Consider the following 26249-nt stretch of genomic DNA (forward strand, 5'->3'; position numbering starts at 1 on the left):
AAACTCACTGTATAGGAAGTGATTTCCTTGGAGGTTTTCTCTGAAAAGCTTGAGGAGTATTTGAGGACAGAATCATTTAACTCCGTTCATGCAAATAGCAAACAAGCTTTAAAAGAAGCACTTGCTGATATTATTGCCTGCACAATTGCAGGGACTCAAACTGCTGCATTTGAAATGGTAAAAAAGTTTGCAGACAGCCAGTGGGGAACCGGTAGAAGTTCTGTGTTTTCGTCTGCTGAAAAAATGAGTGCATCAGGAGCAGCTTTAGTAAATGCTACCGCTGCGAATGCGCTCGACATGGATGACGGTCATCGCCTTGTAAAAGGTCATCCGGGTGCAATTGTTTTTCCAGCTGTTCTTGCAGCCGCGGAGGAGTACAATGTGTCCGGTGAAGAATTCATGACTTCCCTGCTGATAAGCTATGAAATCGCAATCAGGGCAGGGATTATCGCACATCAGGTCCGTCCTGAATACCATTGTACGGGTTCCTGGGGAGCTATCGGAGCTGCAGCAGGATCAGGGAAGATTATGAAATTAACAGGAAAAGAATTAAACCATGCACTGGGTATTGCCGAATACCAATCAACCTATTCTCCTATGATGCGCTGCATTAAACACCCTTCCATGCTCAAAGATGGGATTGGATGGGGAAGCATGACTGGAATAAGTGCTGCCTCCCTTGCAAAGGAGGGGTTTACCGGAATTCCTTCCCTTTTTGAAACAGTGGAAGCGGAGCCTTATTTGCAGGAATTGGGAAAGGTATACCGGGTGGAGGAGCTTTATTATAAGCCTTACGCATGCTGCAGATGGGCACAGCCGGGGATAGAAGCTTTGAAGGAGTTAATGCCAAAGCATGCGTTAAGGAATCCAGAAATTAATAAAGTTAAAATTTATACGTTTACTGAAGCTGCCTCTTTAAGCAGAAAGTATCCAAATAATACAGAAGAAGCCCAATATAATCTCACTTTTCCGTTTGCGGCCTATTTAGTTACAGGAGAAGTTGGACCTAATCAGGTATTGAACGAACTAGGCAATCCAGAGATTTTAAATGCAATGGATAAGATTGAAATCTATATTAGTGATGAATTAGATCAGCAATTTCCTGAAAAGGCTCTTAGCAGGATAGAAATTGAAGATAGCAGGGGTCATATCTTTTCATCAAGTGTACTGCAGGCAAAAGGAGACTATGATTTTCCGCTATCATCATTTGAAAAAAAGAATAAGTTTTATAATCTGGTAGAGCCAATTGCAGGACATGAAATTTGTGATGAAATATACCAATGTATACAAGAAATAGAAAAGCTCTCGAGCATTCAAAAGTTAACGTCATTATTAAATAAAAAATATGGAGGGATTTATCATGCAAGAACGTCAAATTAGCTTTTATAGTGAAGGGTTTAAACTGGATGGGACAATTTATTTGCCGGATGATTATCAGCCAGGTGAGAAACGGCCGGCCATTATTCCGAATTCTGGATATCAGGGCTTTAATCAATTTTACCCCCGATTATTTGCACGCAGCCTGACAGAGCTCGGCTATGTATGCCTGGGATTTGATTACCGGGGTTTTGCAGAAAGCGAAGGACAGCAGGGCAGAGTTATTTTGGATGAGCAAGTGCAGGATGTAAGGAATGCGATTACATTTTTAACAACCCAGGATGAGGTAGATCCTGAAAATATCGGGTTAATTGGCTGGGGCATGGGTGCATCAAACGTTGTACGCGCTGCAGCAGCAGATAAACGAGTAAAAGCAGTAGCTGCACTTAACGGTTTTTACAATGGAGAAAGATGGCTGAAGTCCATCCATTCCTATGTTGATTGGGTAGAAATCAAGAACATGGTCGAAGCAGACCGTATTCACCGCGTTACAACTGGAAGTTCAAAATATGAGGATCCATTTATTCATTATCCGCTAGATCCTGCTACAAATGATTATGTACAAAAAGAGCTTGCACCGTTATCACCATTTGGAAAACAAACTCAATTGCAGTTTACTGAATCCATTATTGAGCTGAACGCAGATAAAACAGCAAGTGCTATCGAATGCCCACTATTTATCGGACATGGAAAAGACAACCTGCTTCATCCTGTAGAAGAATCACTCCATTTTTACGATGCAGCTACAGAACCAAAGCAGCTATTCATCATCGATGGAAAACACAATGACTTTATGTACCATGAACATCCGATATTCGAGGACTTAATTGGACAGCTTGGCCAATTCTTCGGGGTGAGCCTGCACTATAAAACGCTGGAGAAAATCAGTTAATCTTTCCTCTGAAATAAATTTTCAAATTAGTATAATTAATTGAAAAAATCGATTATAAAATCATAAAATTTTATAATCGATTTTTTGCTGTCATTCAGAGAAACTTCATTTGGAATAGGAATTCATTTTAACGAGGGTCCCGTTCCAGCCCAGTTTTCAAATCAATGACCTTAACCGGGTTCTCCGGTGCATCAACCGTTTTGCTCGCAGGAGCCGCATTTCCGTTTTCCACCCAGTCAACTAGCAGGTCAAATGATTGATGAGCATAAGGCAACAGAGGCTGAAGCTCTTGATCCGGATCAGTGCCCGGGTTCCAGACAAGGCTGTCAACATGGTTGCCGTTCTCAATCGTATACATTCTGTGCAGGTCCTGCTTTCCGGCTTTCTTGACCAGCTTTTGATATCCCTTTGCATGGATCTCCGGGAAAATAAGCGAATCAAGGGAACCTGTAAAAGAAATGAGCGGCACATCAATATCGCCCGTATTGGCCACCGCCTTTATATTTTCTTTCACATCCTTCGGCCGGGTCACATACTTATAATCTTCAAAAATAGAATCATAGGAACGATCTCTCACGCCATTAACGAAGTTCAGGTAATTGCTCCAATCCGTCCGGCCTGGTGCGTCCGGATCGAAATGGTCCCGATAGATATTCAGCGAGACAAACCAGTATACCTGATCATGGTAGGCCCACAGTTTTTCCGACCCTTTTGGCAAACCTGCTTTATATAGCTCTTTAACCGCTTTTTGCTGGTCTTTGCCGCTGCCGTACAAAGCTTCCTCAGCATTATTCACAACAGTGGTCAGGGAACTGATCAAGTTTTCTTTTTTCTCCGTCCAGAGAACACCTTCCCAATCGACTCCTCCATCAAAAAGCCGCGGTTCTCCGGTTTTCTCCGGGTCATCATTTTCAAGAGCATAACGCACGACGTATCCGCCATTGGAAATTCCCATCGCATATGTAGGAACCTTATGCTGTGCGGATACTAAATCGCTCGCCGGGTCAGAAGAATCGGCCGGGTCGATCAGCCCATCCGAATGTGAGCTGGCTAAGTACTGCTGAGCGGCTTTCGTAACCTGGCGGAACCGCTGATGCCATTCTGCTACACTATCATCTTCATTGACCAAAGCATTTTTTACTTTTGCAAATGGATCATCCGAATCAGCTTCACCCTGGGTGCCTTTATCAATCGCAGCAAAAGCATATCCTTTTTCCAATACATAATCGCTGAAAAGCAGATCGGTCGACGTTTCATTTCGTGTCGCCGGGATTCCCGAAACAACCAGCCGGCCATTCCAGCGATCCGGAACCCTGATGACAAACTGGGCATCTTCAAAAACACCATTTACCTGAGTCCCTGTTACAGAAGCAGGCATGTACATTTGATGCCATCCGGTTCCTTCCGCTGCATTTCCCCAAAGATAAGGAGTCAGGCCGATATTGCCGTAAAGAGTTGCCTGCTGATATTGCAGGGGATTCTTTGTTGTGAGCCAGTTGTTGCCGGCGCCGTCAAAGTATTGTTCTGTTACTGTGTGTGCACCAGGTATGATCGCCTGGTTTTCCACAGCAGTTTGCTCCGCAAAACTACTTTCCGGAAAAAGTGAAAAGCTTAAAACAGAAGCCAAAGATAATGCAATCAGCTTATTTTTCAGATAAATCCATCCCTTCTTCATCATCTCTTACAGTTCTATTCTACTTTTACTAATTATGGGAATCATGGGTCTTAATGTTTAATTATTAGAATTTTCAGCATATGAGAAAGCAGAGCATTTAAAATTGTGATACCAAACCGATACTAGTACTATAGACATATAAATAGAACAAGTTGGAAGCAATGAGAATTCAAGGTAATTTGGGCGCTTGAATGAATTCGAGCTAGTAGCGCAACCGGCCAGCACTTACAGGGGAACAGTTCTTTTGTAAGGATATGTTCTGACAAACTTTTTTTGAAAAGAGGAAGAGCATGCTTACAACGTATCAGCCTAATCATGTTAAAAGCACACAGGTCCTAGAAAAAGAAGCTGTTTTGGCTGCAATTGAAAATTCTCTGGCGATGATTGAATTTGATGGGAATGGGAAAGTGCTCTGGGCAAATGAAAATTTTGCCCGCACTGTGAAATATCGAGCAGAAGAGATGCCAAATATGATGCATAAGCAATTTTGCACCCGAGAATTTGCCGCCAGCAGGGAATACCAGGAGCTTTGGAGAAATCTGCGCAATGGCAAAAGCTTTCAGGAAAAAATCCAGCGTGTGACCAAACAGGGAAACCTTATTTGGCTCGAGGCTACATACACACCGGTCTTCGGGAATGACGGCAAGGTCGCTGGTGTCGTGAAGATTGCAACAGATATAACAGAACGGGAAACGAATACAGCACAGGTGGCATACCAGCTTCAGGAAATGTCAGAAGCCCTTAGTGAAAAAGCAAAAGCTGGAATTGAGAGAAGTGAAGAGGCCGCTCAGGCAATAGGCAAGCTCGTTCATGAGTCCAAAGGAAACCTGGAAATCCTCCATTCTCTAAAATCACAGGCGCAATCCATCGGCAGCATCGTAAAAACGATCCGGGAAATAGCGGCGCAAACCAACCTGCTCGCCTTAAATGCAGCCATAGAAGCCGCGCGTGCAGGCGAGCATGGCAGAGGCTTCAACGTCGTTGCCGGGGAAGTGCGAAAGCTCGCAAACCGGGTGCAGGACTCCATTCAGGAAGTCAACGCCCATATTGAAGGAATATCAAGTGAAATCAACAAAATCAGTGACGCCACCCTGCAATCGCAGTCAGGCATCTCTGAAAATCAGGTTCATAATGAACAGGCGGTATCCGCATTTAAAGATATCGGGGAAGCAGCAAAAAAGCTGGATGAGCAGGCGAAAGGTTTTAAGGGTATTTTATAGGAAAACGTATAAAACGTTATGATGGGGCGGCTTTTATAGCAGCTCTTTTTTTGTTGATAGGAAAAATGGATGGCGGCGGAGAAATTCTATAGTATGCAGTAAGTTAAATGAAAAAGAGGTATCCATATGCCATTTTATTATGAAGGGAATGTATATATCCGCAGGAGTGAAACTGGAGAGAAGGTAATCTTTGAAAATCCGTTCGCTATAAATGAGAGTGTGGAATATATCAATAAACATAGCATTAAACATGTGGGTGTGTCAGATTTTGATTCTCCAGATGTTTATTTTTTGAATGAATGCCCGGGTATTGAACATTTGGATGTTTTTAATTCTTTTATAAAAGACCTGAGCGGCATTTATAGCTTAAGGGACCTAAGGATTCTATCGATAAATGAAACAACCACTAAAAATGTTTTTAAAATAGGAGAACTTAAGAATCTGCAAGAAGTATACGGGCAACTGCCGAGTAAAACGGCCGGACTGAATGAATTAAGTAAGCTAACCAGAGCCCAGCTGTGGAGCTATAAGCCGAAAGCCAGGAATCTCACTGAATTTAGTGGGTTAAAAAGCTTAAAAGAGCTTATTTTAACACAATCAAATATTGTCACACTTGAAGGAATCCAAGAGATAGTGAGCCTGCAAATGCTTCAGTTGAATTATCTTAGGAGTTTAAAAGATGTTAGTGCGCTTCGCAAAGTGAAGGCTCCGCTGATTGATGTGGAGTTTGAGAGCTGCAAGGGGATTGAAGATTTTTCATCTATTGGTGAATTGATGCATTTGGAACAATTAAAGCTGATTAATTGCGGGGATATACCCTCAATTAGCTTTACTGAAAATCTGCCTAAGCTGAAGGCTTTTATCTTTCCCGATACGCATGTACAAGATGGCGATCTCTCTTTGTGTGAAAACATTGAGGAAGTGTATTACACCAAGCAGAAAATTAAGAATAGGGATCCGGAAAAGGGTATGAAGCTGGGGGATCTGGCTCTGCCTACAATAGAGTGGGAAAAGAGAATGGCAGATGGTGATGATCTGTTCACAAAAGAAAATATAAGAGCTGCCAATAAGGTTCTTGATTCGTTTATAAAAAATCTGACCCAAGATAGCGGATTGACGGAAAAAGAGATCAAGAAATATGTAAAACAAGTGACTCTAAAGCTGAACAAGCTAAATGAAAAGTATGATTACTTTATCGCAGTCTAACGGGCAGTAAGACCCCCACTTCAAGACTCAGAGGAATCAAAGGAGGATAAGCGGGGGTCAAACTGCCCGTAAAGGCCCGATTGGTTCAACTAACAATCAGTGGGGGATAAGGAACCCCCCTGATTGAAGTTTCACTTTATTGAAACACTTGAAAGAGAAGAGCTCTGTGAATACATTATGGAAGCTGCAGGCATAGCGGGTTTGGAGTTTGACGGGGACATCACAGAGGAGTGGAGGGAATGGTAATATTTTTTTTGAAAGGAGGGTTTAATCATGGAGATCCCAGAAGAAGCTGACCTAATATCGGTGTTTGAATCATTGCCGGGGAGACAAGATGAGACGGAGAATTTTTATTATGACACCTCATCTTTTATTTTTGAAAATAAAAATGAAGTAATGGAGGTCAGGATAGCTCCTTTTTATGATGAATTTATAATGGATGTAAAAGAAAAAAACTCTAATGAAGTTCTTTCCTATATGAAACTGCTATCTGTAAGGAAAATAGAAATTGCCGCGGATGAAAAGGAATATTCAATCATTCGATTGTTTCATGGTGAATCAGATTTATATGAAAACATTATAGAAATAACATTAAGGCCCAAGTTTAAGCTGATTTTTAAAGAGCAGTATCGGTGAGCTGACCCGCGTTTCTAAGAATAATGAGAGTAGCTGATGGTATGAGAATTCAGGATAAAGACTTTACCCCACAGTTAAAAACGAAGATTGAAGATATTGAACAGAAGCTCAAAGAACAGGCTGAAAGACTCCAAAAAGAGCATAAAACCGCTTTTTCAAAGAAAGGCCTCAAATTGGAAGCTGCCTTTGACCAAGAGGGCAATGATGTCTTTCAGCCTGGATACAGTTCCTCCATTTCAGTAGGATTTACTGACAAGAACGGTGACCTCATAGACTTAAAGATTATTAAAATTTGGGAATGCGAACGCATCTTTTTAGGCATGCCAGTCTTACGGAAATTCCCTGGTTCCAAAGTGGCCGGAGAGCTCCTGGATGAATCGCCGGAAGAAATAAGCATAGAATTAAAGGAATATATGGATGAAATTTTAACTAATTAAGTGGATTGAATAGAATCAGGAGGATAGAATCTTATGACCAGTTTAGTATTAAAGCTGCCGAAGGAATTTGAAAAATATCGGGCCGAATTAGAAAAAACGGCTAAACCGTTTGTCAGCATCCAAGCAGAAAGAGGGGAGACCACCCTTTTTGAAAGTAAGTTTGGAGGACATCCCTACCTTCCAAAGTTGAGTGATCACCCAAAGGATGAGCAGGGGAATTATATGAATCTATTTGCACAGATAAATTTCGAAGAAGTTCCCCGCATTGAGCCGATGCCTGAAAGCGGGATTCTTCAATTCTATCTCTCGCCGGTTGACGATTTGTACGGGCTTGATTTTGATAACCCGACTGCTCAAAGAAACTATCGGGTTATTTATCATCCAAATATCGTGAAAGATGAGGAAGACCTGGTGACAGACTTTTCGTATGTACCTGATTTAAGTATTGAATATGATCCGATAGTCCAGGAAGCAAAGATGAGTTTCCAGCTTAAGATCGCTCCTGTACCTGCTGATGATTTCCGTTTTGAGGACATGGTCAATATCGACTTATTCGAATCCATCGATCATCCGGACTATGAAGATTTACATGAGCTCTACTTTGAGGAGTTAGGTGCAGAAGGCCATAAAATAGGCGGTTATCCTTACTTCACCCAGCAGGATCCGAGAGAAAAAAGTGATCCAACAGGAGAATATACCATACTGCTATTCCAGGCGGATACGGACGATGATATTGACCTGATGTTCGGGGACAGCGGGGTTGCAAACTTCTTTATAAAAGAAGAAGATTTAAAAAACAGGAATTTCACTAATGTTCTTTATAATTGGGATTGCTGTTAGGTGGACCTAGTAAATTCCCGTATCATGTTTATCAGTCTGAAAGTTTTTATGAATGTGAGCCTTTGCGCATAATACATTAAAACAATGAAAATTTAATTCCTATTGATACAGTCTTTCGGAAAAGGGGATTAAACATGTCAAAAATAGTCAAAGCTGATGTTCTAAATAAAGAATTAGATCAAATCTATGAGACAGATAAGAAAAAGCTTCGAACCAATACTGTCCTATATGGCCATTTAGGAGAAGGCCGCTGGCATACCCACATACAGCCAGGCCTAGTACTTAAGGCGATCGTGGACTATGAAACAAAAACAAAGGTTCACTTTCCATCAGTTTATAAAAAATTTCTAAGAAACTGCAATGGCTGTTACTTATTTGACATCCTTAGAGTGTCAGGAATAGGCCCGGAGACTTACAGAGGGCTAAGTTATGAAGAACAGGTTCACCAGGCATTTGATTTAGAAGTTATGCAGGACTTATACCGAAGAAAAGGAACCCCGGAGAATCATTTTATTTTTGCTGATTCGCTTGTGAAAAATACGTACTATGTGATTGATATGCTTAACGAGAATATATTGGAGATAGAATATAGATCCAAAAAGATCCTGAAATCCTATAAAAATCTGGAAATCTTTTTTAGGGAAGTGATTTTGGAGGGGAAAAACAATATAGCAAATAGGATATTCTATGAATTTGAGTAAATGTATGATATTGCGTTCTTTCGATCACGTTAGACAGAGGGGAATTTAGGTGGAATTAAAAGAGATTATTCTTCACGATGCAACCAATAGACAAAAGAAGAATGAAGTTGGCTTTAATCTCCAGACGAATGTTTTTTCACTGATAGTAAGCCGTTACTTGCAAGGGGCTTTAACTGATGAAGTGGAATCTTTGATGGTTTACTGTTTGGCAGGTATGAAGGAAACCATCGTGGATTCCTATACAATCGAGAATGGTTTAACCATCAAGATCCCATATAATCCAAAGGAATTTTTGGATTTAAGTGATCCGGAAGAAAAATATATCGAGTATTGCAGAGTATTCAATGAGTTTATTTCTCCAGTTTTTCGAGAAAAGAGCTGGGATTATACTCCGGTTAAGAATGCTCTTGAAAAAATTAAAGAACACAAGTATTCGGTAGAGTTTTTGTTAAAAGGCACTCCCAAAAAGAGCCCTGATAAAGAATACACTGCCTATGCAGTCGGAGTCCATACGGTTACTTCCTTTAAGCTAATGGCCAAAATTTATCACAAAAGCGGCCTGATGGTTAAGGAAGAAGTCCTCGTTGAAGAGGTGCCAAGCCATGTCGTTTATGGAAGATTTTTAGGGAAACCGGAGTGGGTGGATAACCGGACCTTTCAAGTAGCTTCAAAAACAAGTCAGTGGGTTGGGGTCATTACAATATAGTAAGGGGATTGAACGTGAACTGGTTTAGGGGAAGAAAAATGGTTTCTTTGGATAAAAAAGATAAGGAATTTGCTGAAGCAGCTTTAAAGCAGATCTTTGTAAAAGGAATGGTCATCAGGATAAAATCTGATGGACCAGATTCTTTCTATCTCTATTTCTCATTGAAACATCCGTCCAATCAATCCCAACCCTGGCTTAATATTGAGGATCCTAAATGGACAGTTTTTGACCAGGCGGTGAACTTTCATGAAAAGACTATAACAATTAAAGAGAATACCATGTCTATAGATAGTCTTTTAAATGAGGAAGTTGTGGATATTTGGTTAGGTGAAAACATGCCGCATTTGTATGTAGCTTTTCAAACAGGAAAAATATTATCTGTGAACGGATCTCATGAAATGTATGAGTGCTGGCAGGCTGGCGATGGCTGCCGTCAAGGCGAGGAGGAATGGTTAATTGCAGCTGTTCCGGGTAACCGTATTGCTTACTGGACACCTTAATCACATAAGCAGAAATTTAACAAAATATGAATCCTTTATAGACTAAATAAACAAACAAATGAAAAAACTTTAGCTTGAATTACTTAAATAAAAACGCTACACTCATAATATACAGTTTTCTGTATATTGATCAAAGTAAAGAGGTATTACAATATGAGCCGTATTTGGGAAAGTTTATATTCAAAGAATGGGCTGGCTGCCAAATTTATTGCAAAGGAGCTTATTCAGTTTTCAGAGGGAGAGAGAATCCCCCGGGTAAGTGATTTTACAGACAAGCTATCCCTGGGCCGCGGGACTGTGCAGGGGGCATTAAGAGTGCTGGAGGATCTGCATGCCATCTCGCTTGAATCCAGAGGGCATCTGGGGACTTTTTTGAAAAAGAGGGATATCAACCTGCTGTATGAGATTGCCGGCATCGGACCGGTGATGGGCGTTATGCCGCTGCCTTATTCCCGCAAATATGAGGGATTGGCGACTGGCATTGTCGAAGGGTTTGAGAAAATCAACAAGAAGTCTGGTCTTGCTTACATGAGAGGAGCCCGAAGACGGGTCGAATCCTTAAAAACCCGGCGCTACGATTTTGCTATCATGTCCCAGCTGGCGGCAGAAGAGGCCGTACAGGAGTTTGATGGCCTGGAAATACTCCATACTCTTGGACCGGAGACTTATGTCACGTCCCATAAAGTCTTTTTTTCAGATAGCAAAAACAGCGAGATTACAGATGGCATGAAAATTGGAATTGACTATTCATCTGCTGACCAGGCCAATATCACCCTCCTTGAATGTGAAGAACACAAGGTTGAATTGATAAAGGTGGACTATATGCAGCTTTTCAATATGCTGAAAAACGGCAGTATTGATGCAGCTGTCTGGAACGCAGATGAAGCGAGAGCACTAAAAACGTTTGCTTCCTCTGATTTTAAATCGAAAAGAGCAAAGGAACTGGCCGTAAAAGCAACCAGAGCAGCCATTGTCATTGAAAGTGAAAGAACAAATATCAGGGAACAAATCCAGCTCCTCCAGTTCAATAAAGTGGAAGAGATCCAAATGCTGGTAGAGGAAGGGGAAAAATATCCGCACTATTAAGAAACTGAAGTTCTAGTTTCTTAGCACCATTAATATACTAAATACTGTATTTTGGAGGGGTAAAAGATGGATTTAAACCAACTCAAAGAAAGAATGGATATCCTATTAAGCTCGTCTGTTGTCAGCACAATAGCCGCTGATATAACGACATTGGCTTTTATGCACCTGCAGTCACACTTGAAAAAGGATGCTATAGAAGGGGCGGAAATGCTTTTCACCCATTTGCCGACGGCTCTGACGAGAATTGAAAATGGCGAACAGGTGGAGGCTCCGCATCCTGCCCTGCTGGATGAAGTCAAACAGTCACCGGAAGCATCCACAGCAATGAAGGAAATCGATTTTGTACAGCAGCAATGGAAGAATCAGCTCCCCCAAGAGGAAATCGATTTTCTGCTTATACATTACACAAATGTACTGCAAATCAACAAAGGAGGAAATTAAGATGAAAATTGTAGTTGGCGGACAGGTGGATAAAAAAGAGATTGAGAGCTTAATAAAAGAGATTGACAGCAGCATAACGACGATGGTCAAATCCGATCTGGAAGCAGCGATGGCTGTTAAGACGGGACAGGCAGATTATTATGTAGGAGCCTGCCACACAGGCGGAGGCGGTGCTTTAGCCATGGCGATTGCCCTTCTCGGCAAGCCAAACTGCGAGACGGTTTCCATGCCGGGGAAAAAGCCTGTTGAGGAGAAGATTGTAACCGCTGTCAGCGAAGGGAAGAAAGCATTCGGTTTTACAGCTGACCACAAAGAAGCCGCAGTGCCTATGATTATCAAAGCTTTAAAGACTAAAAGCTAATCCATTTTAAATGAGGGGGAAAAAGAAATGGAAATGACATTAATTATCCTGATCGGTGCCGTTGCTGCTGTTTTGGCCAATATGAATATTGCGGTTTTCAATGATGGGCTCCGTCCAATTGTCTCCGAACATGTGGAAGGGCGGATGACGAGAAGGGACCTGGCCTTTACTGCCTTTGCAATGAGTTTCGGCTTGGTAATCGGATTTGGAATACCTTTTACACTCTCGGCGAGTATCATCCTCGTTCACAGTATCCTGCTGGGAACAGATATTATCGGTTTGCTGACGCCGAAAAATAAATGGGGAACCCCGCTTGCGGCAGTAATTGGCGGTGCTTATGGAGCAGGGCTTTTAATCGGGCTCGAAGGCTTTGTGAAGCTGTTCGATTATCTTCCGCTTAATTTCCTTGAAGCTATGGGAGCGGTCGGAACACCGGTCGTCGTTACATTTATGGCATTCCCGGCACTTGCGGTGGCCATGCAATTCAGCGTAAAAAAAGGGGTTATTACGTTTATCGTATCCGCATTGATCAGACAGCTTGCTGTCTGGCTGAATGAAAGCGGAGTTCTGACGATTTCAGGCACGACAGTAACACTGAACCAGGAAGGAATGGCCCTTATTACAGGAATGATCTTCCTGCTTGTTTTTGCCATGAAGGAAAAAGCTGAAGAAGGCTCATCCATCGACCTTGCCGCTGTATTCAGTGATAAAGTGGCTAAAATCAGAAAAAATGTTGTGTTCTTTATGATTATTGGCGGTCTTATTGCAGCTGCTACGAATCTATGGATTATGGCAGGAGACCCGATCTCTCTAAATCTATTAGCAGAGGGCAAAGCAACAGATGCCGGAATTGCTGCGGCTGCCCGTGCGCTCGGCTTTATTCCGCTTGTCGCCAGTACAGCGATCGCAACAGGTGTATACAGCCCGGTCGGATTCACACTCATTTTCGTCGTCGGATTTTTCTCCCCGAATGTTTGGGTAGCCTTAATCGGCGGTGTCATTATTATTTTCATTGAAGTTATGCTATTAAGCTCAATTGCAAGATTCCTTGATAAATATCCCGGTGTCCGTAATTCCGGGGAAAATATCCGCAGTGCGATGACCAAGCTTCTGGAAGTAGCACTATTAATCGGTGGAGCGAACGCTGCCAATGCGATTGCACCAGGGTTTGGATTCTTCTTTATTGCAGGCTTCTACTTGCTTAATGAAGCGGCAGGACGCCCGATTGTCCGCATTGCGGTTGGCCCTGTGGGTGCCATTGCAGTCGGAATCATAGCCAATATCCTGGTTGCAATTGGAATCATGAACATACCTCAGTAAAAAACATTAAAGAGAACGGAGCGGACAGCCATGATACAAACCGTACTTGGAAAAATTGCTCCGGAAGAATTGGGGATTTGCTCGGCTCACGAGCATCTCTCCATTGATCTTTCGCGAGTGAAAAAAGATCCGGATACGATTCTGGATGATGAACAGGGCATGCGTGAGGAACTGGAGGATTTCTATCGTCTCGGCGGAAGGTCAATGGTGGAAGTGACAAATGACGGCATGGGCCGGGATGCTCTTGTGCTAAAAAGGCTGAGCGAGGCAACCGGGGTTCACCTTATTACATGCACAGGCTTTTATAAAGATCCTTATATCCCGGATTTTGCAGACGGCTGGAAAGCGGAGCAGTTTGCACAGCATTTTATAAAAGAAGCCAAGGAAGGGATTGCTGATACGGGCATACTTCCGGGTGTCATCGGGGAAGTGGGCACAAGCAAAAATGAAATGAAGCCGATCGAACGTGAGCTGTTAATTGGTGCCGCCATGGCCGGTACCGAAACCGGCCTTCCGGTGACCACTCATACAACGCTCGGAACACTCGGGCTTGAGCAGGTGCAGCTGCTGACGAAGCATGGCCTGCCGGCTGATCAGATCATCATCGGCCATCAGGACCTCAACCCGAATAAAGACGAAGTTCTCGCTGTTTTGGAAACAGGAGCCTATATCGCGTTTGATACGATTGGAAAAAATAATTACCGTCCCGATGAAGATAGAGCTGACTTTCTTATTGATTTTATAAACCGCGGATATGAGAAGCAAATTCTTCTGTCAGCTGACTTAACCCGCAAATCCCATTGGAAGAAGAACGGAGGCCCGGGCTACGGTCTTGTGCTTGAGACGTTTATTCCAAAATTGAAGAAATCCGGAGTGCCGGAAAGCATCCTTCATCAATTTTTGACCGTTAATCCATCCAGAGCTTTTTCAATAAGGGAGCGATCATAGTGTCCACATACAACCGAGCCCAATTAAAGTACGCAAATTCAGTTTTGCCAAGCTTATCCATACAGGAAGCACAGGAAAAACAATTCAAACTGGTTGACAGTATGAGCCGCCATTTCAAGGGCAGGCAATTTCTTTCGATGGGAGACCTTGGAGTTTCCCCCATATATAAGCGTCCGGAACAAACGTATCTTGTTGAAAGAGTTCTGGCTGATTTCTTTGAAACAGAAGACTGTGCCCTTGTCAGGGGAGCCGGAACAGGCGCGATCCGCAATATTCTAAGCATGCTTCTGTCTCCTGGAGATGAAATGTTCATTCACACGGCCCCTGTTTATACGACGACAAAGGAAACGTTAAGAATCTTAGGCATCAAAACAGTCCAGGCAGATTACAACCATCTTGAGGAAGTCAGAACAGCCATCAGAACTAATCAAAGTCCTAAAGTTTTCTATATTCAGCATGCCCGCCAGCAGCCTGCAGATCATTACCAATTGGCCGAAGTCATCAAAGCTGTGAAGGAAGAACGCACGGATCTTCCAATTGTCGTGGATGACAATTATTGTGCATTGAAGACAAAGGGAATTGGCGTGGAATTAGGAGCGGATTACTCAACCTTTTCGGGATTTAAGCTTCTCGGGCCGGAAGGAATTGCCGTCATAGCCGGCAAAAAAGACGCCATCGAACGGGTGCATCACTATAACTACTCGGGAGGCGGCCAGGTACAGGGCTACGAAGCCATGGAGCTATTAAGAATGATGACCTTCGCGCCTGTCTCGCTGGCTATTCAGAATGAGCAGGTGGAAGAACTTTGCCGCCGTCTGAATGAAGGCGCTGTGAACGGAATTCGTGCCGCTTACATGACGAATGCCCAATCCAAAAACGTCATTGTAGAGCTGGAAAATCCGATTGCCCAAAGCGTGATCAGCATCAGTGACGAGCATGGAGCGGCCACCCATCCGGTTGGGGCGGAATCAAAATATGAAATCATACCGATGATTTACCGCGTTTCCGGCAGCTTTTTGGAAGCACAGCCCGAGCTGAAGGAATATGGCCTGCGCATCAATCCGATGAAATCAGGAGCAGACACGATCATCGGCATTCTGGAAAAAGTGATACCTATTGCAAAAGAAGTGCAGCATCGTTGATACCCGTAAATAAAGGGGGAAACTTCCATGTTTTTAGATGTAACAAAGCGCAGAAATCCTAAGCTTATTCAATCAGGTGTCACCCTGCATCAAAGCGGGCAGATACCCCCGAATACGTACGTGATTGACCTCGATATACTCGGAGAGAATGTGGCAGCTCTGGCAGAAACGGCAAAAAATCATGACTTTACGCTTTATTTCATGAGCAAGCAGCTTGGAAGGCTTCCGTTTATAGGCCAGTTTATTGCAGAGCACGGCATCGAAAAGGCGGTAGCTGTTGAATTCGACGAAGCCAAAACACTGGCAGAAGGCGGCGTTGAAATAGGAAATGTCGGCCATCTGGTGCAGCCGGGAAAAAATCAGTGGCCGGAAGTGCTGTCATGGAACCCGGAGGTCATTACACTATTTTCCCTTGCGCGTGCCAGACAGCTGTCTGATGCGGCTGTTCAGTCAGGAAGGGTGCAGGATGTACTTCTCCGGGTGTATGCAGAAGGCGATATGATTTATCCCGGACAGCAGGGCGGCTTTCAATTGGAAAAGCTGGATGAAGAGCTTCCCAAACTGGCCGGGCTTCCCGGGATTAACATAGCAGGCGTCACAACCTTTCCGAACTTTCAGCTATCTGAAGATAAGAAAAGCATGGAACCGACTCCTAACTTTACAACCCTTTTAAAAGCAAAAGGCATTCTGGAGAAAAAGGGCATTACAGTAAAACAGGTAAACGGTCCAAGTGCGACCAGCTGTGAAACCATACCGTTCCTGGCAGAACAGGGTGTAACACATGGAGAACCGGGACATGCCCTTACCGGAACAACCCCGCTGCATGCGTACCGGGATCTCCCAGAGAAACCTGCCATTGTATATGTAACCGAAGTGTCCCACCAGGATCAGGAGCAGTATTACGTCATCGGCGGGGGCTACTACGGCCGCTCCCATTTAACCGGGTGTCTGGTCGGTAATAATGAAAAAGACATACTGAACCAGTATGTAAAAGCAATCGAACCGGCTCCTGAAGCAATTGATTACTATGGTGCGATTGAGAAACCGAACGGCTTTCAGGTTTCTGAAGGCGATACAGCTGTTTTCTCTTTCCGCACACAGGTGTTCGTCACAAGGGCCCATATTGCCCTGGTTAAAGGAATTCAAAGCGGAAAGCCGGAATTGGTTCACTTTGAGAGGAAGTGGTAAGGATGGCAAAAGCAATTCTGCTGGTGATTGACAGCTTTGGCATCGGTGCAATGGAGGATTGCGGAGAGTTCAGCCCTTCTGACTGCAGGGCCAATACCTATAAGCATATTCGGGAATCGGCTGATTTTTTAGAAATACCGACTCTATATAAGCTTGGGCTGGGAGCGCTTGTGGATGGGAAGGAAGCCCCTGCCAATGCTTACGGCTTCTCGGCATTGGCACATCACGGGGCAGACACGTACCTCGGGCACCAGGAAATTGCCGGGAGCTGCCCGAAGCGCTCGAATAAAAGACTGATGAAAGATATTAGTCCACATCTGGCCAAGGCATTAACTAAAGCAGGCTATCAGGTTGAATACCCACGGAATGACCGGCCGGTGCTATTAGTAAATGGTGCCTGTGTCATCGGGGATAATCTTGAGTCCTCACTGGGAAACATCATCAATCTAACTGCTGATTTTAATAAAATGCCTTTCCAGGAGTTAAAGGAAGTCGGGAAAATTGTCCGCCAGAATGTAGATACCAGCCGGGTCATTGCTTTTGGAGGACCCTATACAACCATTGGACATATCCTGTCAGTTGTACATGAAAAAAATCCAGGCCAGTGGGGAGTGGATGCCCCGAAGGCCAAGGTGTACGGAAAAGGCTATGAAGTCTATCACATGGGCTACGGCGTAAACATAGACGGACAATTTCCGATGATCGCTGCCCGGCATGGGCTCAAAGTCCATCGGATTGGCAAGACGGCAGATGTCCTGCATGGCGAGGGGCCGGCAGACCCTATCGTTGATACTGAAAAGGTTCTGCAAGCTTTAGAGAATTCCTATTTAAAAGAAAAAGAGGATGCCGCGTTTCTGGTAAATGTACAAGAGACAGATTTGGCAGGCCATGCGGAAGATACAGAATGGTATGCGAGTCTGCTCAATACAACCGACCAGTGGCTCAGAGAATTCCTGCCCAAGATGGCAGAGGAAGATCTAATAATTATCATGGCTGACCATGGCAACGACCCGACCATCGGACACTCCAACCACACGAGAGAATACGTTCCGATCCTCGCTGCCGGTAAGCGGATAAAACCGGTTAACATCGGAAAGCGCAATTCGATGGCGGACGTTGGGGCGACATTCAGCGAGTTCTTTGGACTGCCTGCCACTGAGGAAGGCAAGAGTTTTTTGAAGATGATGATAGATTAAGAGAGATGCTGGAGCCGGAATGGTTTCAGTATTTTTTGTTTTTCCTGATTTTTCTAGTGCTATTTAACTAGGTTAAAAGTTATAATTCATATATGAAATATTTACTAATGGAGTGAAATATATGAAAAAGCTGAGCGCTAGAATAGCATTGGTTATGGCTCTTGGAATGGCAATTGTTTTACTCGGCAATATTGCTATGCTCTACTTGAGCACGAAAAATTCTGTAGAGTCCTCTATTGAAAATTTTAGTTTAAGCATTGCAGACAATATAGCTTCAAAGATGGATACCGAAAAATATGATGATTTTTTAAAGAATCCCAATCAGTCGGAAACCTATTGGGACCTTCGGGAGCAGCTGAATGATTTTCGCGAGAAGACAGGCGCGTTTTACGTATATACTTTAATGGCTGATTCCGACAAGAAAGAACTCTTTATAATGGTTGATGGCCTGCCGAAGGGCTCCGATATTGCTGCAGACATTAAAACACCGACAACGGCTACAACATATGAAGATATTTCTCCTGTCCTGGATGGAAAAGGATCAAGTTCACCGATCGTTCACGATCCGGAATATGGAGACTATCTTTCAGCATTCGTACCCATTAAATCAGATGGAAAAGTAATCGGGATATTGGGTGTCGATATTAATGCAGAGAATGTTAACAGCATTTCAGATCAAGTACTCCTGGAAGTGCTGCCGATGAACCTGGTGATAAATATACTGTTAATCCTTGCCGTGGTTACCATTCTGGCCTGGTTCGTCAAAAGAAGACTGCATCCGCTGCAAAGCATCAGTTCAGCCGCTCAATTAATGGCTGATGGCGATCTTCGCGGAGCAGAAGAGAAGGCAAGTTCGATTAAAGTAAAAGGAAATGACGAAATTAGACATGTGACAGAGTCTTTCAAAAAAATGACACAATCTACGAAGGAGATGGTTGAAGACATAAAATCATCTTCAGAAGCACTCCTGGTTTCTTCAGGGAAAATAGAAAACAAGGTGGAAGAAATCAGCCAGGCCAGCAGCCTGATTGTCAGAGGGATTCAGGAAGTGGCAGGGGCTACTGATACACAGCTGATCAGAAGCGAGGAATCTGCAAAAGCAATCGAAGAAATGGCTATAGGCATTCAGCGTATTGCGGAGGCTTCCACAGATGTGAGCGAACAATCCAATACAGTTACACATCAGGTAAAAGAAGGATTTGATGAAATTCAGTCCATCATCCGGCAGATCAATGAGATTAAAAAGACTGTAAATGATTCATCTCTATTTATAGAAGAGCTGGGTACGCAGGCTATTGAAATTGAAGATATCGTGAACCTGATTTCCGGCATAGCGGAGCAAACCAATCTGCTTGCATTAAATGCAGCCATTGAAGCTGCACGGGCAGGAGAACATGGCAAAGGCTTCGCGGTTGTATCCCAGGAGGTTAAAAAGCTGGCAGAAGGTTCAAAAGCATCTGCTGGACAAATTGCCGAAAAGCTAAATCACTTTAGATCGTCTATTGAACAGGCAGTCGGAAACATGCATGCGAGCTCCGGCAAAGTGGAAGAAGGCACTGTTCTGGTTAATAGCGCCGGCGAGAAATTCAATCAGATTCTGCATGCGGTTGAAGGAGTTACCGGGGAAATTCAGGAGGTTTCTGCTGTAACAGAAGAGTTATCAGCCGGATCAGAAGAGATTTCTGCATCCATTGATGAATTTGCGGGTCTATCTAAAGACACAGCACAAATTTCCCGGGAGGTCGCAGCCTCAACAGACCAGCAGGAGAATGCGGTAGAAAAGATTTCAGAGCTGACTCTTCAGCTGAGCAGTCTTTCTAAACAGCTGGAACAGTCGGTGGAGAAGTTTAAATTATAAATTAGGAGCCGTTCTCTATAGAGAGCGGCTTTTTTCTTTTACCTGCCTGTCCTTTTGTACTATGAGGAAAATTAAACCATTTGAACGAGTTTTCTAATGGACCATATAGGGAAACAAGCAAAGGTACTCTTATTACCATTATCAAAAGGAGGGCAGTTGAGTTCTAAAAAACATAAAGAGGAGTGTTCAAATGAATTACATAAAGTGGATTACGGCCGTTGCCGCAATGGTATTTGTGCTGAGTTTCAGCCAGCCGAAAGCAGATGCTGCTGTTTTAAAGAATGGCTCTGCAGGCCCGGAAGTTACATATATTCAATCAGCATTACAAAAGCTTGGTTATTTTAATACAGACCATACAGGGTATTATGGAACGGTAACAGAGACTGCAGTTAGAAACTTTCAGTATGACTTCGGTTTAGCAGCTGATGGCATCGTGGGAGTGAACACGGCAGAAATGCTTAGGAATGTGGACATGCTGGCTCATGTCGTTTATGGGGAAGCGCGCGGAGAAAGCTATGAAGGCCAGGTGGCAGTTGCCGCTGTCGTTCTCAATCGAATGGAATCCAATGAATTTCCGGATTCTCTCTCCAATGTTATTTTCCAAAAGAATGCTATTACAGCTGTGAATGACGGACAGTACTGGCTGCAGCCTGATGCCGAAGCTTATCAGGCGGTAAGAGATGCCTTTGATGGCTGGGATCCTACCAATGGGGCTACATACTATTACAACCCTTATACGGCGACAGATCAATGGATTTTCACCCGTCCAGTGATAAAACAGATTGGCAATCATAAATTTGCCTATTAAATTGAAGGCACCTTTACCCCATGTAAAGGTGCCTTAAATCTCTTTATTAAACAGGCCCCCAATTAATCAGAACCCCGGCACTAAGCATGACAACAGCAATCACACACCAAATCAGGAAGAGCGGCATCATCCACTTGGCCCATTTGATCCAAGGTACACCGGCTACGGCAAGGCTGGCCATGAGCGGACCTGATGTCGGGAAGATACTGTTGGTGAATCCATCACCAAACTGGTAGGCCTGCACCGCAACCTGGCGGGTAATCCCAATCATATCTGCCAGAGGAGCGAGGATAGGCATCGATATCATTGCTTGCCCGCTTCCCGATGGAACAAGGAAATTTAGAATGGCATTGGAAACAAACATCCCGATTGTCGCCAGGATAGGGGATAGCCCTTCCAGTGGAACGGAAAGTGCATGGACAAATGTATCGAGAATGCTTGCGTTTTCCATGACAATCAGAATGGCTCTGGCAACACCAATAATTAATGCTCCGTATACAAGCTTTTGGCAGCCTTCCAAAAAGGTTAAAGCCACTTGATTATAATTCATGCCTGCAATAATACCCGAAATGAGACCAATGATTATAAAAAAGGCAGCCATATGATTAATTGTCCATTGGAATTGAATGGTGGCAAAAATGAAAAATAGCAGTGACAATCCGACAAAGCTGAGAATCAGTTTATGCCGCCCTGTGAAAGGTGTTTCAAGATTGTCATCTAAAGAGGATGTTGCATTGGATACTCCGACCAGGCTTTTAGATGGATCAGCAAGGACCTTCCTGGCATAGCGCCAGGTGTAGAGAATGGTTACACCTACGATCACAACAAATGCGATAAGCCTTAAGGCCATTCCGGAGAATAAGGGGACATCGGCAATCGATTGAGCGATGCCAACCGTATAGGGATTCAGGAACCCGACATTAAAGCCGGCAAAAGTGGCCCCGAACGTAATGGAAACTGCTACAAGAGCATCAAGCTTTAAGGCACGGGTAATGATCAGTCCGATTGCGACAAAAGGGATAACCGAATTGGCCACAGCCCCGACGGCCCCTCCTAATGCAAATAAGATAGAAACAACAGCGATAAGCCAGAATTCTTTTCCCTGTGTCTTTGTAACAGCACGTAGAATACCTCCTTTGATAGCACCTGACCGTTCAACTACCTCAAAGGCTCCGCCTGCAAAAAGAACAAGAAAAATCAAGCCGCCAGACTGGACCATTCCTTCCTGAAGTGCCAGGAAGATATCCATAAAACCTGTCGGATTCCCTTCCGCTTCCGAATATGTACCTGGTACAACTCGTTCTACCTCATCGACGATTTCTCTTTCAAAAGCTCCGGCCGGCACAAAATAAGTAGCTGCTACTGCCATTAATAAAACAGCGAAGAGGATAACATAAGTATCCGGCATCTCCCATTTTCTTTTCTTATTAGTTTCTATTCCTGTTTCTTGCGATGTCTCTGCTTTCAATATTCTTAAATCCCTCCATTCGTTTTTTCCTTTATACAACTGCAGTATTACCATGTAAAAGGAAGTTGCTGTCTATTATAAAATTCTTTAAAAAATATTTCAAATAGTTAGAAAATGGTAAAGTTTTAAATTTACTAGTTTCCTGGCACATTAAGCTGCAAATTCAAAAGAATATTAATACGCATAATCAATTTCGAATGCAAATCTGGTAATTTTTATTACAAATATATTAAAATCGTCTTAATTTGTAACAAAAAAAGAGTTTTACTGACATCTTTCTGTTATCTAATGGTGTTAATATGTTCCTATCAAGGGACATAAAGGAGATATCATGAAGAAATTAGTAATCTATTTAATCACAGCTGTTTTTCTATCGTTTGGATTTTCCAATGTCACTTCAGCCGCAGGAAATACGTATACAGTAAAAAAGGGAGATACGCTTTGGGCCATCTCTAAAAAACATAACGTTACCGTAAAGCAAATCAAATCATGGAATAAATTATCTTCAGATACAATTAAACCAAAGCAAGTGCTTAAAGTTACCGGAGCTTCAGCGAAAGCTGCAGCACCTAAAAAGACAGCTGTAAAGGCTGCATCAAAGAAAGCTTATAAAGAAATTAAAGTGAAAGCGACTGCCTACACTGCCAGCTGCAAAGGCTGCAGCGGCATTACCTATACAGGAATCAACCTGAAAAAGAACCCGAACGCCAAGGTTATTTCAGTCGATCCGAAAGTCATCCCACTGGGTTCAAAAGTATATGTTCCAGGTTACGGGGAAGCAATTGCCGGGGACAAAGGTTCTGCTGTAAGAGGCAACAAAATTGACGTCTTCATTCCAAATAAACAGAAAGCCCTGCAATGGGGCAGCAAAACGGTTACTATAAAAGTTTATAAGTAGCATAAACTTGAGAGAATCTCCCTAATGGAGGTTCTTTTTTTATTCCTAATTGTGAACACTGCAAATAAAAGGAATAAAATTGCAATTCAAACATCATAGTTGCAAATAGAATCCCTAAACTTGCAAATAGATCTCCAAAACTGCAAATAAAATAATTCCACTCATGCAAAAAGCTAAAAAAAGCCTCGCGATGGCCATTTCTCTAAAAATGTCACATTCGAAATGCCGCCTGTGTAAGCTCCGCAAGAGTATATCCAGGGATACATTTTAGTAAAAGGTTACTATGATTACAAAATTATAAAATTATATCTGCAAAACAGAAAACTAGTGCTAAAAGATTAGTTGAAGTCGCGTTTGAGGGTCTTAATACCTGATGATTATATATGCACATTTGCTTATTTTTTATAGTTTACTCAATTTTTACAAATATCAGATTGTACGCTAAAAAGAAGAGTGATTTACTAGAGTGGTAGTATGTGTAAACGCTTTAAAATATGGATATAGGAGAGGATCGCATGATAGAAAAGCAGCGCATAAAGTTCATTAGCTTTATGAGTATTTTTGCATTAATTCTAAGTCTATTCAGTCCCTTTGCCGCGGCGAGTGCAGAAGAAGTGAAGTCTGTGGCAGAAGCGATTGCAGATAATAACGGCACTGCAACGGTTGAAGGATATATTGTGGGAACGACCGCAAATGGACCGAAATATACCCATACCGGCCCATTTTCTGTGAATACAAATTTGGCCATTGCCGATTCCCCAAGTGAAACAGACCCCAGTAAAATACTGCCGGTTCAATTGCCGAATAATTCCATCAGGACAGAGCTGAATTTAAAGGACAACCCGGATCATCTCGGGAAAAAAATCCAAATTACAGGCTCTCTTGAAGCATACTTTTCAGTCCCGGGGTTAAAAAGCCCAACAGCTTACATATTTGTAGAAGATACTGGCACACCACAGGTTTCAGCTGTCACAGCTTCCCCTGAGGCGGGCCCTGTTAAAGCTGGAACAGCAGTAGAACTGTCGACTTCCACTGATGGCGCTGTAATTCATTATGCAGTTGATGGATCAGAACCGACTGCTGAAAGCACAGTATATTCCGATCACATCGTTATTAATGAAGAGACAACGATTAAAGCGATAGCGGTCAAAGACGGTTTAACAGACAGCAAGGTCTCTGTATTTCAGTACATGATTGGGCTGGAAGATTTGCGCATTCATGATATTCAAGGTGCAGGCCACTATTCCCAATATGCGAACCAGCAGGTTTCAGATGTTGAAGGAATTGTCACTAAGGTAGTGGATAACAGCAATTTCTACATGCAGGATCAGCAGCCGGATGATGATGAAAATACATCTGAAGGTATCCTCGTTTATAAAAAGGGCCACGGTGCTTCTGCAGGAGATGTGGTATCCGTTTCAGGCCAGGTTAAAGAGTGGGTGCTTGATGGCTATTCAGACAAGCTGAAAACAGACCTTCCTGTGACAGAAATCAATGCAGCATCGATCGAAATCATTGCTTCCGGTCAGAACCTCCCTGCTCCGGTGGTTATTAACAAAGAAAATCTTCCCACAGAAATTATTGATAATGACGAATTAAAAGAATTTGATCCAGAGCAGGATGGAATCGATTTTTATGAAAGCCTGGAAGGCATGCTGGTTCAAGTGGACAACGCTAAAGTAGTTGCCCCGCAGAAATACGGTGAGCTTGTAGTTGTTCCTGGAGATGTGGATACAAACACAACAGCAGGCGGCCTGCGGATTTCGGAAAATGATTTTAATCCAGAGAGAATCACGCTTGATATTAACGATGAAGATTTTGTTGCTAAAATGGGTGACAGCTTCAAAGGCAGCATCCAGGGTGTTGTCAGCTACGGCTTCAGTAACTATAAAGTGTTAAGTGACGCAGACTCCCTACCGGAATTCGTGGAAGGCTCTGCGACAAGAGAAGAAACAAGCCTTGTCCCTGAAGAGGATCAACTAACGATCGCTTCTTATAATGTTGAAAACTTCTCAACAAAAACAGATGCGGAAAAGGTTACGAGATTAGCAGAAGCGATCACAGATAAAATGAAACAGCCGGATATCATTGGCCTGACAGAAGTACAGGACAATGACGGATCAACAGACAGCGGCACAACAGCAGCAGATCAAAGTGCAGCATTATTGATTGAAAAAATTAAAGAGCTCGGCGGTCCAGCCTACACCTACACAGATATCGCACCGGAAGATAAGCAGGACGGCGGCCAGCCTGGAGGAAACATCCGTGTCGGCTTCCTTTATAACGCTGAAAGAGTAACACTAACCCAAGGTGAAAAAGGCTCTGCGACAGATGCTGTTGATTTCGAAAACGGCAAACTGACGCTGAACCCAGGGCGAATTGATCCAACAAACGAAGCTTTTGAAGATAGCCGTAAAGCATTGGCAGCCCAGTTCGAATTCCAGGGCGAAAGCGTTATTGTCGTAGCTAACCATTTTAACTCGAAAGGCGGAGACCTTCCGTTATTCGGAAAACAGCAGCCGCCAGTCTTAAGCAGTGAGATCCAGCGCATGAAAATCGCTAACGTTGTGAACGGTTTTGTAAAGGATATCAAAGCAGAAGACCCTGATGCCAATGTCGTCCTGCTTGGCGACTTTAACGATTTTGAATTCTCCAATCCTTTACAGGCACTAAAGGGCGAAGAACTGACTAATATGATTGAAAAAGTGCCGGCTGAAGAGCGATACACCTATACGTACCAGGGAAATGCACAGGTGCTCGATCATATTTTAGTATCCAACAACCTGGCAAAGAAAACAGAAGTAGATATTCTTCATATCAACTCTGGCTTCATGGAAGAGCACGGCCGTGCAAGTGACCATGACCCTGTCCTGATTCAGACAAGCTTAAAGCCGGCAGCAAAACCGGAAGAGCCTAAATATGATCATGTTTTCAATCTGGTAAACCACCATGCGAAAAAATTCGTAGTAGGACCGCATAATGCTTTAGTTGTAATGGATGGCACTTCCAGCCTCTCGCAGGGTCTATGGCTGAAGAAATCAGCTGCCGTTAAAGGCGAAGGCCTGAAACATACAAAAGTGGTCATCAGCTCCGCCAACAAAGGGGCAGTTGTGGATCTAACAGGATCAGAAATTAAAGAAGTCATGATCGAAAGTGACAAAGTCGTGGAAATCCGCGGTGCTGAAAATGTGCAGAAGTGGACACTTGGGAAAAAGGCTGATCCATCTCATATCATTTTCAAAGATTCGGATGGGGAAGTAATGGAGTCTCCTTATGAGGAAGAAGGAGCGGCATAACAATTGAAGCCGGAGTGCAGCAGCTCCGGTTTTCAATCCCTTTGAGTAA

Annotated in this window: 25 protein-coding genes, 1 pseudogene and 1 riboswitch; of the genes and pseudogenes, 24 read left to right on the forward strand and 2 right to left on the reverse strand. The window is 43.3% G+C overall.

Features of this window, described 5'->3' with window-relative positions; all coding sequences use genetic code 11:
• Nucleotides 1-27: 27 nt before the first annotated feature.
• Nucleotides 28-1380 (forward strand): MmgE/PrpD family protein, encoded by a 1353-nt coding sequence (locus CE058_RS10345; RefSeq protein ID WP_053071299.1) that lies wholly within the window; start codon nt 28-30, stop codon nt 1378-1380.
• A complete protein-coding gene (locus CE058_RS10350) occupies nt 1361-2269 on the forward strand; it encodes an alpha/beta hydrolase (protein ID WP_048007985.1) in 909 nt (302 codons plus the stop codon). The genes CE058_RS10345 and CE058_RS10350 overlap by 20 nt, the downstream gene beginning before the upstream one ends.
• Nucleotides 2270-2396: 127 nt before the next feature.
• On the opposite strand, the gene CE058_RS10355 is transcribed toward CE058_RS10350, so the two are convergent.
• Nucleotides 2397-3923, reverse strand: a complete 1527-nt coding sequence (locus CE058_RS10355) for a hypothetical protein (RefSeq protein ID WP_048008010.1) — start codon at nt 3921-3923, stop codon at nt 2397-2399.
• A gap of 166 nt (nt 3924-4089) precedes the next feature.
• Nucleotides 4090-4173: riboswitch (cyclic di-GMP riboswitch) on the forward strand.
• 61 nt (nt 4174-4234) lie between these two features.
• On the opposite strand from CE058_RS10355, the pseudogene CE058_RS25325 reads away from it, so the two are divergent.
• The 20 genes and pseudogenes from CE058_RS25325 to CE058_RS10445 all read left to right on the forward strand — a co-directional run.
• Nucleotides 4235-4630, forward strand: a pseudogene (locus CE058_RS25325) (PAS domain-containing protein); the annotation flags it as partial.
• Nucleotides 4631-4672: 42 nt separating this feature from the next.
• Complete coding sequence (locus CE058_RS25330) at nt 4673-5164, forward strand: methyl-accepting chemotaxis protein (RefSeq protein ID WP_262175409.1); 492 nt, start codon at nt 4673-4675, stop codon at nt 5162-5164.
• 126 nt (nt 5165-5290) lie between these two features.
• Nucleotides 5291-6370, forward strand: coding sequence for a leucine-rich repeat domain-containing protein (locus CE058_RS10365; protein ID WP_163142319.1), 1080 nt, complete (start codon nt 5291-5293; stop codon nt 6368-6370).
• Between the two features lie 123 nt (nt 6371-6493).
• Entirely contained in the window at nt 6494-6616 is a 123-nt protein-coding gene (locus CE058_RS25080) for a hypothetical protein (RefSeq protein ID WP_262175425.1), read from the forward strand.
• Nucleotides 6617-6643: 27 nt separating this feature from the next.
• Complete coding sequence (locus CE058_RS10370) at nt 6644-7006, forward strand: hypothetical protein (protein WP_053071301.1); 363 nt, start codon at nt 6644-6646, stop codon at nt 7004-7006.
• A 41-nt stretch (nt 7007-7047) separates the two neighbouring features.
• Nucleotides 7048-7443 (forward strand): hypothetical protein, encoded by a 396-nt coding sequence (locus CE058_RS10375; RefSeq protein WP_048007988.1) that lies wholly within the window; start codon nt 7048-7050, stop codon nt 7441-7443.
• A 33-nt stretch (nt 7444-7476) separates the two neighbouring features.
• Nucleotides 7477-8283: a YwqG family protein gene (locus CE058_RS10380; RefSeq protein WP_048007989.1), complete on the forward strand. Its 807-nt coding sequence runs from the start codon at nt 7477-7479 to the stop codon at nt 8281-8283.
• A 134-nt stretch (nt 8284-8417) separates the two neighbouring features.
• Entirely contained in the window at nt 8418-8984 is a 567-nt protein-coding gene (locus CE058_RS10385; RefSeq protein ID WP_048007990.1) for an SMI1/KNR4 family protein, read from the forward strand.
• A gap of 49 nt (nt 8985-9033) precedes the next feature.
• Nucleotides 9034-9690: a hypothetical protein gene (locus CE058_RS10390; RefSeq protein ID WP_048007991.1), complete on the forward strand. Its 657-nt coding sequence runs from the start codon at nt 9034-9036 to the stop codon at nt 9688-9690.
• 38 nt (nt 9691-9728) lie between these two features.
• Nucleotides 9729-10190 carry a hypothetical protein gene (locus tag CE058_RS10395; RefSeq protein WP_053071303.1) on the forward strand — a complete coding sequence of 154 codons (462 nt, stop codon included), beginning with the start codon at nt 9729-9731 and terminating at the stop codon, nt 10188-10190.
• Nucleotides 10191-10343: 153 nt separating this feature from the next.
• Entirely contained in the window at nt 10344-11276 is a 933-nt protein-coding gene (yhfZ, locus tag CE058_RS10400; RefSeq protein ID WP_048007992.1) for a GntR family transcriptional regulator YhfZ, read from the forward strand.
• A gap of 66 nt (nt 11277-11342) precedes the next feature.
• Entirely contained in the window at nt 11343-11717 is a 375-nt protein-coding gene (locus CE058_RS10405; protein ID WP_048007993.1) for a PRD domain-containing protein, read from the forward strand.
• A gap of 1 nt (nt 11718) precedes the next feature.
• Nucleotides 11719-12078, forward strand: coding sequence for a DUF2620 domain-containing protein (locus tag CE058_RS10410; protein WP_048007994.1), 360 nt, complete (start codon nt 11719-11721; stop codon nt 12076-12078).
• Between the two features lie 27 nt (nt 12079-12105).
• The gene (locus CE058_RS10415) at nt 12106-13398 is read left to right on the forward strand and encodes a YhfT family protein (protein ID WP_048007995.1); all 1293 of its coding nucleotides are present in this window, start codon (nt 12106-12108) and stop codon (nt 13396-13398) included.
• Nucleotides 13399-13428: 30 nt separating this feature from the next.
• Entirely contained in the window at nt 13429-14346 is a 918-nt protein-coding gene (locus CE058_RS10420) for a phosphotriesterase family protein (RefSeq protein ID WP_048007996.1), read from the forward strand.
• Nucleotides 14346-15488, forward strand: coding sequence for an aminotransferase class V-fold PLP-dependent enzyme (locus tag CE058_RS10425; RefSeq protein ID WP_048007997.1), 1143 nt, complete (start codon nt 14346-14348; stop codon nt 15486-15488). Before CE058_RS10420 ends, CE058_RS10425 begins: the two co-directional genes overlap by 1 nt.
• A 27-nt stretch (nt 15489-15515) precedes the next feature.
• Complete coding sequence (locus CE058_RS10430; RefSeq protein ID WP_048007998.1) at nt 15516-16676, forward strand: YhfX family PLP-dependent enzyme; 1161 nt, start codon at nt 15516-15518, stop codon at nt 16674-16676.
• A gap of 2 nt (nt 16677-16678) precedes the next feature.
• Entirely contained in the window at nt 16679-17872 is a 1194-nt protein-coding gene (locus CE058_RS10435; RefSeq protein ID WP_048007999.1) for a phosphopentomutase, read from the forward strand.
• 121 nt (nt 17873-17993) lie between these two features.
• Entirely contained in the window at nt 17994-19730 is a 1737-nt protein-coding gene (locus CE058_RS10440) for a methyl-accepting chemotaxis protein (protein ID WP_048008000.1), read from the forward strand.
• 190 nt (nt 19731-19920) lie between these two features.
• Complete coding sequence (locus CE058_RS10445; protein WP_048011234.1) at nt 19921-20538, forward strand: cell wall hydrolase; 618 nt, start codon at nt 19921-19923, stop codon at nt 20536-20538.
• A gap of 46 nt (nt 20539-20584) precedes the next feature.
• Here the strand turns inward: CE058_RS10445 and CE058_RS10450 are convergent, their stop codons facing one another.
• Nucleotides 20585-22006 carry a YfcC family protein gene (locus CE058_RS10450; protein ID WP_286167962.1) on the reverse strand — a complete coding sequence of 474 codons (1422 nt, stop codon included), beginning with the start codon at nt 22004-22006 and terminating at the stop codon, nt 20585-20587.
• Nucleotides 22007-22337: 331 nt separating this feature from the next.
• On the opposite strand from CE058_RS10450, the gene CE058_RS10455 reads away from it, so the two are divergent.
• Both CE058_RS10455 and CE058_RS10460 read left to right on the forward strand, forming a co-directional pair.
• Nucleotides 22338-22904, forward strand: coding sequence for a LysM peptidoglycan-binding domain-containing protein (locus CE058_RS10455; RefSeq protein ID WP_048011233.1), 567 nt, complete (start codon nt 22338-22340; stop codon nt 22902-22904).
• A 515-nt stretch (nt 22905-23419) separates the two neighbouring features.
• A complete protein-coding gene (locus CE058_RS10460; RefSeq protein WP_163142394.1) occupies nt 23420-26200 on the forward strand; it encodes a DUF6359 domain-containing protein in 2781 nt (926 codons plus the stop codon).
• Nucleotides 26201-26249 lie beyond the last annotated feature (49 nt).

This window comes from Bacillus sp. 22-7, from assembly GCF_010628845.1.
GTDB classification, from domain to species: Bacteria; Bacillota; Bacilli; order Bacillales; family Cytobacillaceae; genus Cytobacillus; species Cytobacillus firmus_B.

Bases quoted from the DNA above. Each gene is read 5' to 3' on its own strand.
- CE058_RS10350 (WP_048007985.1), top strand. From the start codon at position 1,361: ATGCAAGAACGTCAAATTAGCTTTTATAGTGAAGGGTTTAAACTGGAT.
- CE058_RS25330 (WP_262175409.1), top strand. From the start codon at position 4,673: ATGTCAGAAGCCCTTAGTGAAAAAGCAAAAGCTGGAATTGAGAGAAGT.
- CE058_RS10365 (WP_163142319.1), top strand. From the start codon at position 5,291: ATGCCATTTTATTATGAAGGGAATGTATATATCCGCAGGAGTGAAACT.
- CE058_RS10370 (WP_053071301.1), top strand. From the start codon at position 6,644: ATGGAGATCCCAGAAGAAGCTGACCTAATATCGGTGTTTGAATCATTG.
- CE058_RS10375 (WP_048007988.1), top strand. From the start codon at position 7,048: ATGAGAATTCAGGATAAAGACTTTACCCCACAGTTAAAAACGAAGATT.
- CE058_RS10380 (WP_048007989.1), top strand. From the start codon at position 7,477: ATGACCAGTTTAGTATTAAAGCTGCCGAAGGAATTTGAAAAATATCGG.
- CE058_RS10385 (WP_048007990.1), top strand. From the start codon at position 8,418: ATGTCAAAAATAGTCAAAGCTGATGTTCTAAATAAAGAATTAGATCAA.
- CE058_RS10395 (WP_053071303.1), top strand. From the start codon at position 9,729: ATGGTTTCTTTGGATAAAAAAGATAAGGAATTTGCTGAAGCAGCTTTA.
- yhfZ (WP_048007992.1), top strand. From the start codon at position 10,344: ATGAGCCGTATTTGGGAAAGTTTATATTCAAAGAATGGGCTGGCTGCC.
- CE058_RS10405 (WP_048007993.1), top strand. From the start codon at position 11,343: ATGGATTTAAACCAACTCAAAGAAAGAATGGATATCCTATTAAGCTCG.
- CE058_RS10410 (WP_048007994.1), top strand. From the start codon at position 11,719: ATGAAAATTGTAGTTGGCGGACAGGTGGATAAAAAAGAGATTGAGAGC.
- CE058_RS10415 (WP_048007995.1), top strand. From the start codon at position 12,106: ATGGAAATGACATTAATTATCCTGATCGGTGCCGTTGCTGCTGTTTTG.
- CE058_RS10420 (WP_048007996.1), top strand. From the start codon at position 13,429: ATGATACAAACCGTACTTGGAAAAATTGCTCCGGAAGAATTGGGGATT.
- CE058_RS10430 (WP_048007998.1), top strand. From the start codon at position 15,516: ATGTTTTTAGATGTAACAAAGCGCAGAAATCCTAAGCTTATTCAATCA.
- CE058_RS10435 (WP_048007999.1), top strand. From the start codon at position 16,679: ATGGCAAAAGCAATTCTGCTGGTGATTGACAGCTTTGGCATCGGTGCA.
- CE058_RS10440 (WP_048008000.1), top strand. From the start codon at position 17,994: ATGAAAAAGCTGAGCGCTAGAATAGCATTGGTTATGGCTCTTGGAATG.
- CE058_RS10445 (WP_048011234.1), top strand. From the start codon at position 19,921: ATGAATTACATAAAGTGGATTACGGCCGTTGCCGCAATGGTATTTGTG.
- CE058_RS10455 (WP_048011233.1), top strand. From the start codon at position 22,338: ATGAAGAAATTAGTAATCTATTTAATCACAGCTGTTTTTCTATCGTTT.
- CE058_RS10460 (WP_163142394.1), top strand. From the start codon at position 23,420: ATGATAGAAAAGCAGCGCATAAAGTTCATTAGCTTTATGAGTATTTTT.